Source organism: Clostridium sp. MT-14, assembly GCF_042436595.1.
In the GTDB taxonomy this organism is placed as follows: Bacteria; Bacillota; Clostridia; order Clostridiales; family Clostridiaceae; genus Clostridium_B; species Clostridium_B aromativorans.
The window spans coordinates 20,917-38,857 of record NZ_JBHMIY010000023.1; the positions used below are offsets into that span (position 1 = coordinate 20,917).

At 37.4% G+C, this 17,941-nt stretch carries 15 protein-coding genes and 3 riboswitches; of the genes, 10 read left to right on the forward strand and 5 right to left on the reverse strand.

Features of this window, described 5'->3' with window-relative positions; all coding sequences use genetic code 11:
• The first annotated feature begins 27 nt into the window (after positions 1–27).
• A riboswitch (cobalamin riboswitch) is annotated at positions 28–207 on the forward strand.
• A gap of 116 nt (positions 208–323) precedes the next feature.
• Both hemA and hemL read left to right on the forward strand, forming a co-directional pair.
• Positions 324–1,538 (forward strand): glutamyl-tRNA reductase, encoded by a 1,215-nt coding sequence (gene hemA, locus ACFHWD_RS14740; RefSeq protein WP_378062543.1) that lies wholly within the window; start codon positions 324–326, stop codon positions 1,536–1,538.
• A gap of 14 nt (positions 1,539–1,552) precedes the next feature.
• The gene (gene hemL, locus ACFHWD_RS14745; RefSeq protein ID WP_150355540.1) at positions 1,553–2,827 is read left to right on the forward strand and encodes a glutamate-1-semialdehyde 2,1-aminomutase; all 1,275 of its coding nucleotides are present in this window, start codon (positions 1,553–1,555) and stop codon (positions 2,825–2,827) included.
• A gap of 85 nt (positions 2,828–2,912) precedes the next feature.
• On the opposite strand, the gene galU is transcribed toward hemL, so the two are convergent.
• Both galU and ACFHWD_RS14755 read right to left on the reverse strand, forming a co-directional pair.
• The gene (galU, locus tag ACFHWD_RS14750; protein ID WP_179978491.1) at positions 2,913–3,785 is read right to left on the reverse strand and encodes a UTP--glucose-1-phosphate uridylyltransferase GalU; all 873 of its coding nucleotides are present in this window, start codon (positions 3,783–3,785) and stop codon (positions 2,913–2,915) included.
• Positions 3,786–3,911: 126 nt separating this feature from the next.
• Positions 3,912–5,498, reverse strand: a complete 1,587-nt coding sequence (locus ACFHWD_RS14755) for a glycosyltransferase 87 family protein (RefSeq protein ID WP_378062545.1) — start codon at positions 5,496–5,498, stop codon at positions 3,912–3,914.
• A gap of 152 nt (positions 5,499–5,650) precedes the next feature.
• Here ACFHWD_RS14755 and ACFHWD_RS14760 point away from each other — a divergent pair, with 152 nt between their 5' ends.
• The 5 genes from ACFHWD_RS14760 to ACFHWD_RS14780 all read left to right on the forward strand — a co-directional run bounded on the left by ACFHWD_RS14760 (position 5,651) and on the right by ACFHWD_RS14780 (position 10,729).
• On the forward strand, positions 5,651–6,607 hold the full coding sequence (locus tag ACFHWD_RS14760; protein WP_150355537.1) for an AEC family transporter: 957 nt from the start codon (positions 5,651–5,653) through the stop codon (positions 6,605–6,607).
• A gap of 65 nt (positions 6,608–6,672) precedes the next feature.
• The gene (locus ACFHWD_RS14765; protein WP_378062548.1) at positions 6,673–7,542 is read left to right on the forward strand and encodes a DegV family protein; all 870 of its coding nucleotides are present in this window, start codon (positions 6,673–6,675) and stop codon (positions 7,540–7,542) included.
• Between the two features lie 52 nt (positions 7,543–7,594).
• Positions 7,595–7,698, forward strand: a riboswitch (SAM riboswitch).
• A gap of 98 nt (positions 7,699–7,796) precedes the next feature.
• Positions 7,797–8,969 (forward strand): pyridoxal phosphate-dependent aminotransferase, encoded by a 1,173-nt coding sequence (locus ACFHWD_RS14770; protein ID WP_378062550.1) that lies wholly within the window; start codon positions 7,797–7,799, stop codon positions 8,967–8,969.
• A 220-nt stretch (positions 8,970–9,189) separates the two neighbouring features.
• Positions 9,190–9,576, forward strand: coding sequence for a GntR family transcriptional regulator (locus ACFHWD_RS14775; RefSeq protein WP_179978494.1), 387 nt, complete (start codon positions 9,190–9,192; stop codon positions 9,574–9,576).
• Positions 9,577–9,592: 16 nt separating this feature from the next.
• Complete coding sequence (locus tag ACFHWD_RS14780) at positions 9,593–10,729, forward strand: DUF1648 domain-containing protein (RefSeq protein ID WP_150355533.1); 1,137 nt, start codon at positions 9,593–9,595, stop codon at positions 10,727–10,729.
• Positions 10,730–10,833: 104 nt separating this feature from the next.
• Here the strand turns inward: ACFHWD_RS14780 and ACFHWD_RS14785 are convergent, their stop codons facing one another.
• A complete protein-coding gene (locus ACFHWD_RS14785; RefSeq protein WP_150355532.1) occupies positions 10,834–11,532 on the reverse strand; it encodes a flavodoxin family protein in 699 nt (232 codons plus the stop codon).
• 190 nt (positions 11,533–11,722) lie between these two features.
• Between ACFHWD_RS14785 and ACFHWD_RS14790 the strand changes: the two genes are divergently transcribed.
• Positions 11,723–12,898, forward strand: a complete 1,176-nt coding sequence (locus ACFHWD_RS14790; protein WP_179978495.1) for a pyridoxal phosphate-dependent aminotransferase — start codon at positions 11,723–11,725, stop codon at positions 12,896–12,898.
• 55 nt (positions 12,899–12,953) lie between these two features.
• Positions 12,954–14,282, forward strand: a complete 1,329-nt coding sequence (locus tag ACFHWD_RS14795; RefSeq protein ID WP_378062553.1) for an amidohydrolase family protein — start codon at positions 12,954–12,956, stop codon at positions 14,280–14,282.
• Between the two features lie 44 nt (positions 14,283–14,326).
• Here ACFHWD_RS14795 and ACFHWD_RS14800 read toward each other — a convergent pair whose 3' ends face one another.
• Entirely contained in the window at positions 14,327–15,085 is a 759-nt protein-coding gene (locus tag ACFHWD_RS14800) for a cell wall hydrolase (RefSeq protein ID WP_179978496.1), read from the reverse strand.
• Between the two features lie 7 nt (positions 15,086–15,092).
• Positions 15,093–15,224, reverse strand: a riboswitch (cyclic di-AMP (ydaO/yuaA leader).
• 86 nt (positions 15,225–15,310) lie between these two features.
• Complete coding sequence (locus ACFHWD_RS14805; RefSeq protein WP_378062556.1) at positions 15,311–17,023, reverse strand: methyl-accepting chemotaxis protein; 1,713 nt, start codon at positions 17,021–17,023, stop codon at positions 15,311–15,313.
• Between the two features lie 311 nt (positions 17,024–17,334).
• Between ACFHWD_RS14805 and ACFHWD_RS14810 the strand changes: the two genes are divergently transcribed.
• Positions 17,335–17,886: a protein kinase gene (locus ACFHWD_RS14810; protein ID WP_378062558.1), complete on the forward strand. Its 552-nt coding sequence runs from the start codon at positions 17,335–17,337 to the stop codon at positions 17,884–17,886.
• The last annotated feature ends 55 nt before the right edge of the window (positions 17,887–17,941 follow it).

A 17,941-nucleotide genomic window follows, 5' to 3' on the forward strand; every position in this document is an offset into this window, starting at 1 on the left:
TTCTATAATAATGTTATAATTAAGTAAAATTTGATAATAAGTACGGGTTTGATATGATTGATTAAAAGGGAATCAGGTGAAAGTCCTGAGCTATCCTGTAGCTGTATTAGATGAATCTAATTTATATGAGCCACTTGGAAACTGGGAAGGCGTATTTTAGATGATGAATCTTGAGTCAGAAGACCTGCCTGTGCTTTGCACCTTTAACTCTACAGGCGATAGGGGGGGCTGTATATTAATGAGTTACTTTTACGGTAATGTGTAATTATATCTGATTGTAAATGATCCTTTTGCCAGCTTGGTTGAAAGGATCATTTTTATAAATGGAGGTGATAAAAATTATACAACTTATTGGAGTGAAAAGTAAATGTGATATTGAAATAAGGCAGAAGTTTTCCATTATACCGGCAAGGCTTGTAGACAAATTGAGGGACATATATGATGTTACAGGAAATGTGCTGATTTTAAGTACCTGTAACAGAACGGAGATATACGTGAACTCTGATTTACAGAGGGAAGATCTGATCTGTGCTGTATTTGATCGCCTGGGATGGGATAGAGAGCTTGAGAACTATATATTCTATGTAGAGGATAAAAATGCAATCAGACATCTCATGGAGGTGAGCTGTGGTTTTCATTCCAAAATTTTGGGCGAGGATCAGATATTGGGACAAATTAAAACCGCCTATGGTGCTGCTCTTAAAACTGGAACCATTAGAGGACAGCTTCAGAGGCTGTTCCAGAGTGCTGTAACCTGCGGCAAAAAATTTAAAAACACCTGTGAAATATATAAGATACCCGTATCGGTTCCTTCCATAGTGGTGAGAGAATCAGAAAAGAGAAAGATGAAAAAATATATGCTGCTGGGTTTTGGCGAAATAGGACAGCTTGTTCTTAAATATTTGAATTCTTTGAGTACGGAAATTGTATACGTGGCAGTTAGAAATCTGGATAAAGTGGACAAACTATATAAAAAATGCAGCTGGGTTAGATTTATAACTTTTGACCGGAGAAAGGACTATTATAAAGATGTGGACTGCATAATAAGCTGTACGTCTGCACCTCATACCGTAATTTCAAAGGATGAACTTCCTGATAAAAAATTGCTTATATTTGATCTGGCAGTGCCAAGGGATGTAGACAGGGATGTAATGACATTTTCAAATGTTGAGTTGTATGATATAGACCGTATAAGTGCTATTGATCAGAAAAATAAAATCATGAGAAAAGAAAAAATGGAAAAGTGCAGGAATATTATAGATGAGCACATAGATGAGTTTTTGAAGTGGCGGTCCCTGGATGAGATTTCTCCTGAAATACAGAAAATAAAGGATTTTGGCAGCCGGATATGTGAAAAGAGGATAAAGACCTTCAAAAATAAAAGATATACCAAGGACAATGAAAAACTTGTACAAACTATGATAGAGAGCACCGCCAAGGTGTATATAAATAGGGCCATAAAGGTTTTAAAAGAGGGAAAGCTTGAGGGCAGGGAAAAAGAATACATGAAACTTATAAATAAAATATTTTGTCAATGAGGAGGCAAATGAAAATGAGAAACGATGATATATTCAACGAGTCCAAATTATATATGCCCGGGGGAGTCAATAGTCCGGTGAGGGCCTTTAAGGATGTGCCGATGAATCCGCCTGTGATAAAAAGCGGCAGTGGGGCTTACATATACGATGAAGACGGAAATAAGTATATAGACTTTGTCTGTTCCTGGGGACCCATGATACTGGGCCATTGTGATGAAGATGTGGTGAAGGCCATAAAAGATACCAGTGAAAGGGCCATATCTTTTGGTGCCACTACAGAACTTGAACTTCAGCTTGCAAAATATATATGCACTACTGTGGATAATGTGGAAATGCTTAGAATGGTCAATTCCGGAACAGAGGCTACTATGAGTGCCGTGAAGCTTGCCAGGGGATATACGGGAAGAAATAGAATAATAAAGTTTGCCGGCTGCTATCATGGACATTTTGACGATTTTCTGGTGGAAGCAGGTTCTGGAGTTATGACGGAGGGTATTCCGGGAAGTGCAGGTGTGCCTGAGGACAGTATAAAAAATACTCTGGTAGCCCAGTACAATGATATTTCAAGTGTAGAAGATATTTTTAAGCAGCAGGGCAGTGACGTAGCTGCAGTTATAGTGGAACCTGTGGCAGGCAACATGGGTGTGATTCCAGGGGATGAGAATTTTTTGAAATCACTTAGAGCACTGTGTGATGAAAATGGGGCTCTTCTCATATTTGATGAAGTGATGAGTGGATTTAGGGTTGCCTATAAGGGTGCCCAGAGCATCTATAAAATAAAACCTGATCTTACAACTATGGCTAAGATCATAGGAGGGGGTCTTCCCTGTGGAGCCTACGGCGGAAGAAAAGATATAATGGAAAAGCTTTCGCCTCTTGGACCTGTGTATCAGGCAGGTACCATGTCTGGAAATCCCCTTGTAATGGCTGCGGGAATTACAACGCTGAGAAAGCTTCATGATCATCCTGAGTACTATGTACATCTCGAAAAATTGGGAAAGAAATTGGAAGATGGAGTGAAAAATATAGCTGAGCAGAAAAAACTGCCTGTAGTGATAAACAGGTGCGGTGCCATGTTTGCACTGTTTTTCACAGAGGATTCCAAAGTGAAAAATTACAGCGATGCCAAAAAATGTGATACAGGTATTTTTGCGAAATACTTCACCCATATGATAAAAAAGGGCATTTATGTTGCACCTTCACAATTTGAAGCTGTATTTTTGAATGTAAAACACACTGAAGAAGATGTTGACAGATTCCTGCAGGCATTTAATTCCTTTGAAATTTAAAATTGCATGTCTGCGTTGTCAAAGTGCAAATACCGGAAGTCCACTAAATTCGGCATTTGCACTTTAATACAGTAGGTTTATTTTTTTATATGTCTTTTTCTTCTATGTCTTTCAGGTAGTCAATTAGATCTTCTCTCAAATCCTGTCTCTTTAGGGCATAGTATATGTTTGCTTCCAAAAATCCCAGTTTATCTCCGGCATCATATCTTCTGCCTTTAAAATTGTAGGCATACATGGGTTCTATTTTTGCAAGAGCTCTTAAAGCATCTGTCAGTTGTATTTCCCCGTTTTTATCCGGTATTGTCCTTTCTAGGATTTCAAATATTTTAGGAGTTGTTATATACCTCCCTAAAATTGCCATATTTGAGGGGGCTTCTTTGGCATCAGGTTTTTCTACCAGACTTTTTACTCTGTAAATTTTGTCACCTATTTTTGTCCCGTCTACGATGCCATACTTTGAAACTGCACTCTTTTTTACCGGCTGAACTCCTAAAATTGATCCTCTGTGCTTCTCGTAGCAGTCTATCAATTGCCTGAGGCAGGGTATTCTGTTGTCAACTATGTCATCTCCTAACATGACCGCAAAGGGTTCATCCTGTATAAAATTCTTAGCCAGACTTACGGCATGTCCTAGTCCTTTGGGTTCTCTCTGCCTTATATAATATATATCCACCATATTTGATATGTTTTGGACCAGCTTCAGCAAATCTGTCTTGTTGTTTTTCTCAAGCTCATCTTCCAGCTCAACTGATTTATCAAAATGATCTTCGATGGATCTTTTATTTTTACCTGTAATTATCAAAATCTCTTCAATTCCAGAAGACACTGCTTCCTCAACTATGTACTGGATAGTTGGTTTGTCTACTATAGGAAGCATTTCCTTGGGCTGTGCCTTTGTAGCTGGTAAAAATCTTGTACCCAATCCTGCTGCAGGAATTACTGCTTTTTTAATGTCCATATGAATGTTTACTCCTTTCCATACCTTTATTGGTTTCTCCTATATCAATTCTTGTCTTTTAATCTTAAAAAGTTCTTAAAAAAACTCCTATCAAATGTAAATTGAATTTGAACAATGCCATTTTGTTTACAATTTGCTCACTATTGCCGGAAGTTGCTTGTCCCTGTCCATGAGCACTTTTACGAGATAGAAGAACAAAAGCACATTTAGCAGAGATATTCCGTCGGTTATTATGCTGTGGGAGTTGGAATTCATGCGGTTTAATGTTCCGAAGAGTATATAGTATATGTTGCCGTAGATGGTTATGGTATACCCCATGAGCAGTGTGAGGAATCTTTTATCCTTCAAGTATATAAATGCCAAAATGCACAGTGCAGTAGCTGGAAACAGATATCTTTCATGCATTCCTGTGGAAAAAGCAAAGACTCCAGAAATTTGAACAAGTGCACAGGAAAAGGCCAGGGTTCTGCTCTTCCGTCTGATATAAATTATCCAGGAAAGCACTGTAATTGTAATGATTGCGGCCAATCCCCAGATTTTATAACTGAATATTAGAAATGTATTTGAACTGTTTTCATAATTTGCTCCCATCAAGTTAAAGAAATTAAATCCGTTCACAGAAGCATAGGGGTATTCCGATATGGTATTTGAGTATAATTTAAAGATCCACATTATATTTTGGCTGGCGGAAAAGGGTATTATCACTGCTAGGGCAGTTATTCCGGCTGAAATTACCGATTTTATAAATATTTTCAAATCTTTTTTCCTTATGAGTTCAAAGAAAAGTACGGGAAGGAAGATGATTCCCTGGGGTTTCATAAGTACCGAGCTGGCAAAAAATACTGAAGAAAGTGCAGTTTTCCCTTCTGACAGCAGAAATAGTGAAAGTACAACGAGTAATGTAAAAAATGAATCCACCTGTCCCCACAGGGCCGAATCTATAAATACAGCCGGGCTGAAGATATAGAATATGCTTAGAAATACACTCATTTCTGCAGAAAGATATTTTTGAGCCAATTTGTATATTAGATAAGCTGTGGCCATATCCGCTATTATTGAGGGCAGCTTCAGGAGCAGAATATAATATGGGTTTAATGAACTTAAACTTGCTGCTTTGCCTATAAAAAACAGTACGTATATATAGAGTGGAGGGTAGTCGCTGGAACTGGAATTTATGTAAAATTGAGAAAAATTGTTTGCAGCAGAAGATGCCCAGCTTTCAAACAGCCTCACATCTCCTCCGTATCCCTCCATAAAAGTCGACAATGTGATCTTGAGGAACAGACTCGTAAAAAGCATCGAAAAAATAAGCATTTTGGTATTTACAGATTTTATCTTCATATTTTTCTGTATGAAATTGCGATATATTACGATACACAGTGCAAGAAATACTGCCAGGTATACGGTGAGAAGCGGTGCAAACTTGTTATTTGAAGAATTAAATCCATTCTTACCGGAGTTTATCGTATTGTTGTGGTTATTCTGAGTGTTTGCATTGCTGCCGGGCGGCGTTTGCTTCACACTGTGGTTCCAATTTTTATTTCCTGTCTGTCCATTTTGTCTATTAAATTGACTGAATTGTCCTGCCCTGTTTTGTGGATAGGAATTTGACTTGTAGTTTTTTACACTGTAGATGCATAGTAAAAATGATAATGACATTAAAAAAATTAGGATTATTTTCAATAGACTGTTTTTTGAAAAAATTTTTTTCATATATCTTGAAACTCCTTTCCTAAAATCTAGTATGGGAATATAATTATATATATCTTCTAGGATAAAGCTTAAAATAATCTTAAAAATAACCAGATGGTTGTTGATTCAGATTGATAGGACTAGCTTTCTTAACAGACTTGGGGGTTGGACAATTGGATAATTTAATATTTAGTTTTAACGTGATAATGCCTATATTTATTGTAATTGCACTGGGATATTTCATAAAGGAAGTAGGACTTATAGATGACAGGTTTATAAATACTGCTGTCAAATTTAATTTTAGAGTTGGATTGTCCACACTGCTTTTTGAAAATATATATGTCTCCAAATTGAGCGATATAGCCAACACTAAACTCATGATATTTGTATTTTTATGTATATTCGGTTCAGTATTGGTACTTTGGCTTATTGTACCGTTGTTTATTAAGGACAGGAAAAGGGCTTCTGCTGTGATACATACTATATATAGGAGCAATTTTGTGCTCCTTGGAGTTCCCATGGGAATGTACATGCTTGGAAAATCCCATATGGGACCTATTTCTCTTTTGCTGCCCATAGTCATTCCCACCTATAATTTTTTTGCGGTGCTGGTACTTGCGGCTTTTGACGAAAGAGGTGACAAAAGCGGTATAGGAAGTAAAATAAAGTATACTCTTGTGGGAATAGTGAAAAACCCGCTTATCATAGCATCGTTTCTGGGCATAGTCTTTCAGCTGTTTTCCATAAAACTGCCTTTGTTTATGGAAAGGGCTGTTTCCGATGTTGCTTCCCTTGGTACTCCTCTGGCCCTTATAACACTAGGTGCCCAGCTGGAATTTAAGAGTGTAAAGGAAAATTTGAAATACTCCATAACAGCTTCTGTGGGGAGGCTCATAGTAGTTCCCTGTATAGTTGTCACATTGGCGTTTTTAATGGGATTTAGAAAATATGATCTAGGTGCCATATTTATATTGTTTTCTTCACCTTCTGCTATTTCCTGTTATGTAATGGCTGAGGAAATGAATTCTGATTACAAGCTCACGGGAGATGTTGTGATCTTGACCACTTTTTTCTCAATGTTTACTATATTTATAGGCATATATCTGCTTAAAAGCCTGTCTCTTTTGTAGAATTTGAATAATTTTCCCTCGGTATGATATAATTTATGGTAAGTATGAGTAGGAGGAGAAACCTTATGGAAAAAATTGCACTTTTGACAGATTCTGCTTGTGACATAGATGATGAAACCATAAAAAAGTACAGCATAGAAATATTGCCTTTTAGGATTATATATAAGGATAGGGAATATATAGATAAAGTTGAGATCACTCCAAAAGAAGTATATGACAGCATGAAATATGAAATTCCAAAATCTTCTCTACCTTCAATAGACGATATGGAAAGTGTTTTTGACAGGCTGGAAAGGGAAAACTATACTCATGTGGTAGCTGTTACGATTTCCAGCGGACTTTCAGGTACATATAATGCTTTGAAAATGGTAAGCAAAAAACATAATAAACTGTCATCGTATGTTTATGATTCCAAATCCACTTCCCTGGGAGAGGGTATAGTTTTAAAAGAGTGTGGAAGGCTTTTGGATCAGGGCAGAAGTTTTAGTGAAATTGTAAACTGCATACCTGGGATAAAGAAGAGGATGCACTTTTTTTTCGTATTCGGCACTCTGGAGTATGCCAGAAAAGGAGGGCGTATAGGGAGACTGTCGGGTACAATAGGTGAGATTTTGGATATAAAGCCAATAGTGTACTTTGACGATGATCAGGGCATATGTTTTACCCGTCATAAGGTGAGGGGAAGGAAGAGATCTTTAAGTAAAATGATAGACATAGGTAATGATTTTTTAGCTAAATCCCCCTGTGACGTATATGTAGTTCACGGCAATGCCAGAGAAGAAGCCGAAAATATTTATAACAGGATTTCTGGACTTCCCAACGTGGAAAATATATACATGATAGGTCAGATAAGCCCTATAGTAGGTGTGTATTCAGGACCGGGAACTGTCGGTGTATGCTATGTAGAACGAAATGGGGAAAATCAGGCATATTGACAGGACATATCTAAATGATTATAATTAATAGCATAATTTAATATAAATCTTGAACTTATCAAGAGAGGTGGAGGGAACAGGCCCTTTGAAACCCGGCAACCAGTACGTCGTTGTATATTGGTGCTAAGTCCTGCAGCGGAAGCTGAAAGATGAGAATATATTTTGCGATTTTAAGTCTGAGGTATATCCCCAGACTTTTACTTTATTCTCAGATGTTATTTGATGTATTGATAATTTGAAAGGATGTGGCTGTAGTGCCTGAATTGAGCAGAAAATTAATTAATTTTACCGATTCTGTTATAAGAAGAATGACGAGAATATCGAACAAATATGGAGCAATTAATTTGTCTCAGGGTTTTCCTGATTTTGATCCTCCTAAGGAGATAGAGGAAGCACTTAGAACAGCAGCAGTCAAGGGACCTCATCAGTATGCCATCACCTGGGGCGCACAGAATTTGAGAGAAGCTCTTGCAGAAAAACAGTCCAGATTCATGGGACTTGACATAGATCCGGATACCCAGATTGTAATTACCTGCGGCAGTACTGAGGCTATGATGGCTTCTGTCATGACTGTCTGTGATCCGGGAGATAAGGTAATAGTATTCTCGCCTTTTTATGAAAATTATGCTGCAGATGCCATATTGAGCGGAGCTGAGCCAATATATGTTTCTCTTTATCCGCCTGATTTTTCTTTCAACAAGACTGAACTTGAAAATGCCTTTAAGCAAAGGCCGAAGGCCCTTATACTCTGTAACCCGTCAAATCCTTCAGGAAAGGTGTTTACACTTGAGGAATTGAAATTCATAGCCCGTCTAGCAGAAAAATATGATTCTTTCGTAATAACGGATGAAGTGTACGAGCATATTGTAATGGATCCCCATAAACATGTCTATTTTGCTTCACTTCCGGGAATGTTTGACAGAACCTTGAGCTGCAGCTCCTTTTCCAAGACTTATTCCATAACCGGGTGGAGAATAGGCTATGTTATAGGTGACGAGAGGGTAATAGAAAATGTGCGAAAAGTACATGATTTTCTTACGGTGGGGGCGGCGGCACCGCTTCAGGAAGCAGTTGTGGCCGGGCTTAAACTGCCTATGGAGTACTATGGCTGGCTGAAGAATTTATATACGAAAAAGAGAGATTTGTTTCTCAAGGGATTGAGCGAGGCAGGACTTAAATATGTGAAGCCCCAGGGAGCTTATTATGTGCTCATAGATGTTTCGGAATTTAATGTAAAAAATGATTTGAAATTTTGTGAGTGGCTGGCAAAAGAAGTTGGAATAGGGGCGGTTCCTGGGTCAAGCTTCTTTAAAGAAGATGTGAATTATCTGATAAGGCTTCATTTTGCAAAGAAGGATGACACACTTTTAAAGTCCATTGAAAAGCTGAAAACCCTGAGGGAAAAAGCCAGATTTTATAAAGAGTAGTCCAGGTTATCCCCGTGAGTAATAAACAGAGTTCAGGGCTTAAATATCAGACCTCACCATCTGATATTTATGCTTTGAACTTTATTTTTGCCAATTGTTAATTGTGCACTGTGAACTGTCAACTGTCAATTGTTCATTGTCAATTGTCAATTGAATAAATGTTGCAATTTTATTCTATTTGTTATATATTATATATAACAAATAGAATAGGAGGGTAGTTATGATAATTAAAATTGATTTTGAATCTGAAATGCCCATCTATGAACAGCTTAAAAGGAGTATTATAGAGGGAATAGCAGCTGGAGATCTGAAGCCGGGTGAAAGCCTGCCTTCTGTAAGACAGATGGCGGAGGATATAGGGATAAATTTGCACACTGTGAATAAAGCTTATAATATATTGAAATCTGATGGATACTTGAATATAGACAGAAGAACAGGAGCTGTTATAAATGAAAACTATCCTAAAAATAGTGAGGAATTTAATGAAAAGCTGGTGAGGGAATTGACCTATCTGCTGGCAGAAGCCTATTTGAGGGATGATAAATTGGAAGATATATTGAAATTATGTTCCGGTATATATCAAAAATACGATTTGCAAAATAAATAAAGGCAGGTGAATGTTAATGAAGGAAAATTTATTTTTATGTATATATTTGTGCTTTATATTTTTATTGATACTTGTCATCAACATGCTGACACCGAATTTTACCAGAAAGGAAATTGTATTTGGAGTAAGAATACCTGGAGATAAAATGGACAGTGCTGAAATCAAAGATATAAAAAGGCAGTTTATAAAAAATAATCTGATAATAGGGATTCCATTTATGCTGCTGTTTAGTTTTCTAAATTACAAATTCCTGAGTGCAGCTGTGATTTTGTTTACTGTTTTTGCCTTTGTCTTTATAGATTTTCTGGTATATATGATATCCAACAGGGCTGTTAAAGCTCTTAAATTGAAGAATTCCTGGTTTGAGGGAAAAAAGCAGGCTGTGGCAGTGGATGTAGGTTACTCCAGGGACAAGGGAAAAACTCTGGTATCGCCCTGGTTTTTTCTGATTCCCGTATCAATAATTTTGATAAATATAATTTTGGGATATGCAAATTATGCACCTTTGCCCAATAGGGTGCCCACTCACTGGGATCTTTCAGGAAATATCAACGGTTATCAGACCAAATCCATATTTTTGATCTGGGAAATGCCTCTTACTGAAATGGCAGTGACTCTCATGCTTTTCATAGTGTATAAGATCATAGGCTGGTCAAAACAGCAGACAAATGTTTCAAACCCTGAAATTTCCGTGAAAAAAAACAGGAGATTCAGGAGAATATGGTCCATATACGCAGTGTTTTCTGCGGTAGCGGTGAATTTGATTTTGACTGTTGGAACCATTCAAATATTTGATATAATTGAAATTTCACACCTGTTTGTGCTCATCTTCACCATAGTCTTTGTCATATTTATAACTTTGATCAGCGTGGTGCTGTCTATAAAGATAGGACAGGGAGGAAGCAATATAGAAATAGGAAAACAGGACTTTGGGAAAATCGAATCTGAATTTACGGATAAAGATGATGATAATTTTTGGAAGCTGGCGAACACCATATATTACAACCCTGATGATCCATCCCTCTTTGTGGAAAAGAGGTTTGGCATAGGCTGGACAATAAATGCAGGGAGACCTGCAGGAATGGCCATATATATAGGTCTGATTGTATTTATAATAGCAGTTATAGGCTTTTCAATCTTTGCCCAAAATTAAAAACCGCCAATTGTGCACCATGAATTGTCAGTTGTGTGTTGTGCGCTGTCAATTGCCCATCGTGCATTTTGTGCTGTCAGTTGTGCACTGTTCATTGAATAAAACTACCAGGGACGGTTATGTTCTAGCCATCCCTGTTCTTCCCAATATTTTTTATCAACAGCATTGAAGGTAAATTTTTTCTGGACAAAGCGCATAGCGTAAAAGAGGGCCTTTACTTTTAGGCTGGGTTTTACCTTACCGCATCTGTGCAGGATTTTATCGGATAATTTTTTTACATCCCCATGAATTTTTACTTTTTTCTTTTCACTTACACCCTCCCAGTCTACGGCGGCAACTGCCCTGCCGTAGGTAAATATCTTACCTGTTCCCCAGAAGGTCAAGCTGTCCACAATATCTTTAATTGTAGATTTCATTCCGCCGCCGGCAGCCGTTGAAATAACTAAGGCCATTTTGGAGAACATTGTCTTATTAGGACGGTGTACCATCCACTGAAAGCCGAAATGATCCAGTAATGTCTTCATCTGCCCGCTCACGTGAAATACATATACGGGACTTGTAAGAATAATTAAATCTGCTTTTTCAATTGCCTCTCTTATTGGATTGACTTGATTATAATGAGGACATGCTTTTTCACCTATAGTAAAACATGAACTGCATCCGCGGCAAAAATTTGGCATATCTTTTGGCAGAAAAAATTCTGTAATTTCACTTGTCTCCGGTTGTAGTCTTTCTAAAAATAGCTGGCAAATACTATAAGTACTTCCTCGATGTTCTGTACCGTATATCACTGCAATTTTCATAAGATTCTCCTTGTTTTATATATTGATTGATCTCAAAAACTATAAAGTGAGTTTACCAATATTACAGTTTAATTGCAAGCATAATTGTAAATTGTGTATTGTGAATTGTGAATTGGCAATGGTTGTGTTAGAATATTTTATATAATTAATCAAATATAATTTAAAATTATTGAGGTAGGGGGTAAAATAGGTGATATCTGATAAAATGAAGGAATATGTATCTAAAAGCTCCATAATAAGGGCTATGTTTGAGGAGGGAAAAAAGCTCTCTTCAATTTATGGAGAAGAAAATGTATTTGATTTCAGTCTGGGCAATCCCAATGTAAAACCGCCTGAATCTATAAGAGAGGCTGTATATGAAATATTGAGGGAAGAGCCTCCTAATTTAGTCCATGGATATATGAACAACTCCGGTTATGAAGATGTAAGGGCCAAAATTGCTGAAAATATCAACAAAAAATATAATGTGAAACTCACTAAAAACAATTTAGTAATGACCTGCGGGGCTGCAGGCGGATTAAATATTATTTTGAAAACTCTTTTAAATCCTGGAGATGAAGTTATTGTATTTTCGCCGTTCTTTGGGGAATATGAAAACTATGTAAAAAATTTTGATGGAAGGCTTGTCATTATACCCTCGGACAGTGAAACTTTTGAGCCCGATTTAAATGAACTTGAGGACAAAGTGAATTCCAGGACTAAAGCTGTAATAATAAATTCACCAAATAACCCGACGGGGGTTGTATATTCGGAAGAGCTCATTAAGGGCATGGCAGAAGTCTTGAATAGAAAACAGCAGAAGTTTAATACCAGTATATATTTGATTTCCGACGAACCCTATAGGGAAATAGTATATGACGGAGTGGAAGTACCCTATATATTGAATTACTACAGAAATTCATTTGTCGGATATTCTTACAGCAAATCACTTTCTCTTCCTGGAGAGAGAATAGGATATGTAGTCTGCAGCAGTGATGCAGATGATTTTGATAACATAATGCAATCTTTGAATGTAGCCAACAGAATCCTGGGATTTGTAAATGCGCCTTCACTGTTTCAAAGGGTCATTGCAAAATGTGTGGATTCAAAAGTGGATGTGAACATATACAAAAAAAATCGGGATCTTTTGTACAACCATCTTGTAAAAATAGGATTCTCCTGTGTCAAACCAGATGGTGCCTTTTATCTGTTCCCAAAATCGTTGATACCGGATGATGTTGAATTTGCACAGCGGGCAAAAAAATTCAATCTTCTTATAGTCCCGGGATCATCTTTCAAATGTCCGGGCTATTTCAGACTTTCTTACTGTATTTCATATGATAAAATAGAAAAATCACTGGATAGTTTTGATAAGCTAGGGGTCTGACCCCCTTCCAAAAAATGTCAGGGGGTCAGACCCCTAAAAAAGGGAGATAATTATTGTGAATGAGCAAAAAGAAGTTTGTGCTTTTATAAACTGTAATATAATTGATGGCAGATTTGAAAGCAATATGATAAATGAAGGTGTAATGCTGGTAGAGAATGTAGATGGTATAGGAAAGATAAAATCTCTGGGGAATAAAATGGAGGTTGGCATACCTAAGGACTGTAAGGTATTTGATTTAAAGAATAAATATGTGGTTCCTGGACTTATAGATGCTCATGTGCATCTTTTCGGGGATGGGAATCCTTTTACAGAAGAAGGTGTAAAGAGGACTCCGGATGAAAACCTAGAGTTCATGAAGTCATCTCTTGGAAAATATCTTCTCGAGGAGAACATGAAAAAAAATGCAATGGCAGCACTTCATACCGGAGTGACTACTTTCCGAAGCGTGGGAGATCCACTTTACTATGATATAGAAGTTAAAAATGAAATGAAAAACGGCGGTCAAATTGGACCTGACATGTTATGTGCTGGACCTATGATATGCATAACCGGAGGGCATGGATATAAACTTGTATCTGAAGCTTCAGATTCACCCTGGGAAGGAAGAAAAAAGGTGAGAGAACATGTTTATAAGGGTACGGATCTTATAAAAATAGCTAGTACGGGCGGAGTTACCGATTCCAGGAAAATAGGCGAAGCAGGAAGAGTCCAGATGACCTATGATGAAATTGCGGCTGTATGTGATGAGGCCCATAGGGCAGGTCTGCTTGTGGCAAGTCACTGCCAGAGCACCAGAGGATTGAAGGAAGCTTTGAGGGCAGGAGTGGATACCATAGAGCACGGTGCTTCCATGGATGATGAAATAATAGAGCTTTTCAAACACAATCCTAAATCCTTGAGAGGCTACAGTGCTCTTATACCTACCTTTGCTCCGGCAATTTATACGTCGGAAATCAGCACTGAGTACACAAAGCTTGATGATGTGCAGTTTGCCAATGGCAGAATTATAAGGGATGAAATGACCAAAGGATTTAAAACTGCTATAGATGAAGGTATAAAAGTTGGACTTGGCACTGATGCAGCCATGCCTTTTGTAACCCACTATAATACCTGGAGAGAACTGCAGCTTCAGGTAAAATACGGCGGAGCCTTAAATGCACAGGCTATATATTTTGCAACTAAATCAAATTCTGAAATTCTGGGAATTGATAAAGAAGTTGGAACCCTTGAGCCTGGAAAATTTGCAGATTTTGTTATCCTGGATGGCAACCCTCTTGAAGATCTGAATTGTTTTGAAAAACCGCTGATGGTGGTTAAACGAGGAAATATTATAGATAATACAAGAGAGTATATAATACCTGAAGTGGAGAAGTTTGTAAAATAGGGTCAGACCCCCTGACAGAAAATGTCAGGGGGTCTGACCCTATTTTAATAAGTAAATACCATCTTGCCATCTCTCAGTGCAATTGGTTTTGACCACAGCCATGTGTTGGTAGTGCTGTCATCAAAATAGTAGAGTGCACCTTTGGTAGGATCGTAGCCGTGAAGTGCATCATAAGCTGCTTTTTTCGATTCCTCCGAGGCGGGTTTGTTTATCCAACCGTTCAATACAGGAGTGAATTGATAGTATCCACCTGATTTTTCATATATTACACCCTTTATAGTGGATGGGTATTTTGGATTGCGGACTCTGTTTAAAACCACAGCAGCCACACCGACCTTAGCTTTATAGGACTCGCTTTGTGCCTCTGCGTTTACCAGCCTTGCAAGTAGATCCAGGTCGCTTTGGCTGTAGGGTACTATAGCGGGAGGAGCTGCTCCTTTGAAGATGTACCCTGAAGGTATATTGAGCACCTGACCCGGATAAATATACTTGTCCACATTAGAGTTGGCGGCAATCAATGTATTTAAAGATATATTGAATTTTTTTGCTATTAAATAGAGAGTATCAGTAGCTTGTACAATATAAGTTTTCGAATTTACCTTTAAAATCTGATTTGGATATATGGTAGTTTGACTTAAATTGTTGTCTCTCATTATCGTATCCACACTGTTCTTGAACAACACGCCTATTTTAAATATAGAATCACCTGATTTTACTGTATAACTTGCTGCATGAACCTGGGTAAAAGATACAGCACAAAGAGATATTGCAAAAAGTATACTCCTCATTTTCTTGAAATGCATATTAGATTATCCCCCTTAATTTTGCCTACGGAGTTAGTTGACGGGTTCGGGACTGTGGGATACCCCTACTTTAAAAAAAGATTCACCCCTAGATATTATCCCCCGCATTTCATCACTGAAATTTAGGCTTGTCTTGTTTGCTATTCTAACAGTATTTCCAGAAAATATCCATGTAAAATTAGTGGGAAACCTGGTAAATTAAACCAGGTTTTTAACATCTTAACTCTACAACTTAAATTCACCTATTGTCTTTGCAATATTCTGTGCCAGTGCTGCCAGGTTCTGTGATGAATCGGCAATACCTGAAGAGGCCTTGGTGACTTCTTCAACACTGCTCAATATTTCTTCAGATCCGGCAGCAGATTCTTCAGCTGTAGAAGCCGTATTTTCAACAGCTGAATTTATACCTGTCATCATTTCTTTCATTTGTTTTGAAGAAGTGTCCATGTGTTGTGACATGGTATTTATAAAATCAGCATCATTTTCATAGTGCACTCCCGTTTCCATCAGGAGGTTGTAATTGGGCTGGACGCTGTTTGACATGTAATCCAGAATCTCGTTGCCGCTGGAAGATAGATTTTCAAAAGCTGTCTCTACAGAAAGCACCATTTTATTTATACCCTCCACGGTATTGGAGGATTGTTCTGCAAGCTTTCGTATTTCCTCGGCCACTACTGAAAAGCCCTTTCCTGCTTCCCCTGATCTGGCGGATTCGATGGCGGCATTTAATGCCAGCAGATTAGTCTGTTCTGCTATATTTCCGATTGTTTCCGACATGACTTTGACCTGTGAAACTGCCTCTCCCGCTTTTATAGCTTCTACGATTTTATTTTTTTTCTCATTGTATATGGCCTCTCCCTCTTTTATGCTCTGTGAGGCTTTTTCTTTTATATTTTTAGCACGTTCTTTTATCTCTGAAGAAGTTTTAGACGTCTTTTCAGCATCTCCCAGAAGGATGTCCACACTTTGTGCCATTTTCTGGGAAGATGTGCTTATCTGCTGGGTTACGCTGCTTAGATTTTGAGAACCCGTTGCTATATTTGCCGTAGACTCATTTACAGAATTCATCATTGAGGATATTTCTTCTGTAGATGCGGATAGTTCTTCGCTGGATGCACTCATTTCCTCAATGCTGTTATTTATCTGGCTGATTAAATCCCTTATATTATTTTTTGCATTGTTCAGATTGGTGGCGATATCTCCAATTTCATCTTTGCTGCTGGCCTTTAAAGACTGGCTTAAATCCCCCTTGCTTATTAAATCTGTAAAAGACAGTATTTTGTTGATTCTTTTTATGAGTCCGGCGGTGATCCTGTTGCCTAAAATTATTGCTGCAATTATTCCAATTAGAGTCAGAGCTATAATTGTATAGAGGGAAGTTCTGAATGTATTGTTAATACTTATATACTGCTTTTCGGCCTTTTCATTTATAATTTTAATCAATTGTTCAATACTTTCAGTGAGTTTGTTTCTATAAGAAGCCGCCTGTTTGTTTAAAGTCATGGCATCATCGTATTTGCCCGAAGCCATGAGGTTTATAATATTATTGCATATGTTCAGCCATTCAGCCCTTTGCTTGTTTAAACTTGCCAACTGAGTTTTTTCCTCCGGTGTAAGATCTGATTTTTCATAAGTACTGATTATATTTGTATTTTGATTTTGTAATTCCTTCATAGCTTCAGCCGTATCTTTTACATTGTTTTTGTCCCTGCTTTCAACTAGATTTATTATCTCGAGGCGAAGCTTCATTGAATTGGCGTCAAATCTGTCTAAATTTTCTATAGATTTCAGATTGGCATTGTACAGTTCGCTGGATTTTTTATTTACCGTGTTTAAATTGATTGTGCCTATCATGCCTATTATTATGATAAACAAAGATGTCACTAGAAATCCTGTTAAAAGTTTTTTACCTATTTTTAGATCCTTGAACCATGTCATATTGATCCTCCTCTTTTTAGTTATGTGCAAAACCATGATGAACTCGTTTAAAAATACCTTACAGCCTCAATTTTATATATGATGTTTTGATTTTGCAATTAATTTAAATATAATTTAACGATAACTTAACTATAGTACCCATAATTATAACATTTTAACTTACAAATTACACCTAAAATTTTCATATAACTACAAAAAATACTATAATATAGCTGTAACACAATTTAATTGCCGTAATACTATGTAATAAGAATTATTCAGCTGTATCAACCTTTGTTTTTATGCTACATAAAAACAAAGGAGGTGTTATATTGAGAAACTGGTGTATTCATTCCAGAAAAATTCCGATAAGTTTGAGACACTGCAAGTACCTGGGAGAAGGCCATAGCGGGCAGGTATACCTTATGCCCGATGGAAGAGCTTTAAAAATATTTAACAGTTCAGACAGCTGCAGGAATGAATATGATATATTGAAATCGGTAGAAAAGAGCAGGTATTTTCCGAAGGTTTATGAAGCCGGCAAGTATTATATTATAAGAGATTATGTAGGCGGAATGAATGTAGAAAAGTATCTGAAGAAATATGGACTGAGCAGAGAATTTGTCATAAAAGTGGCTGATTTGATAGACGACATGAAAAAGATGGGCTTTAAAAAATTGGAGATCAGGTTTCCCCACCTGTTTGTTCAGGAAGATGGATCTCTCATGGTAATAGACCCCAGAAAAAGCTACGAGCAAAATATACCTTACCCCAAATCCTTCTTGAAGAAGCTGAAAAAAATGGGAATGCTGGAGCAGTTTATAAAGATACTGGATGAAGAGAGGCCCTGCATGAATTGGGGAAAGTATGTGAAAATCAAATAAAAATGGACAAGCAAAGTAGCCGTAATTGCAAAGCATCCTTTGAACTTTTAGGTTA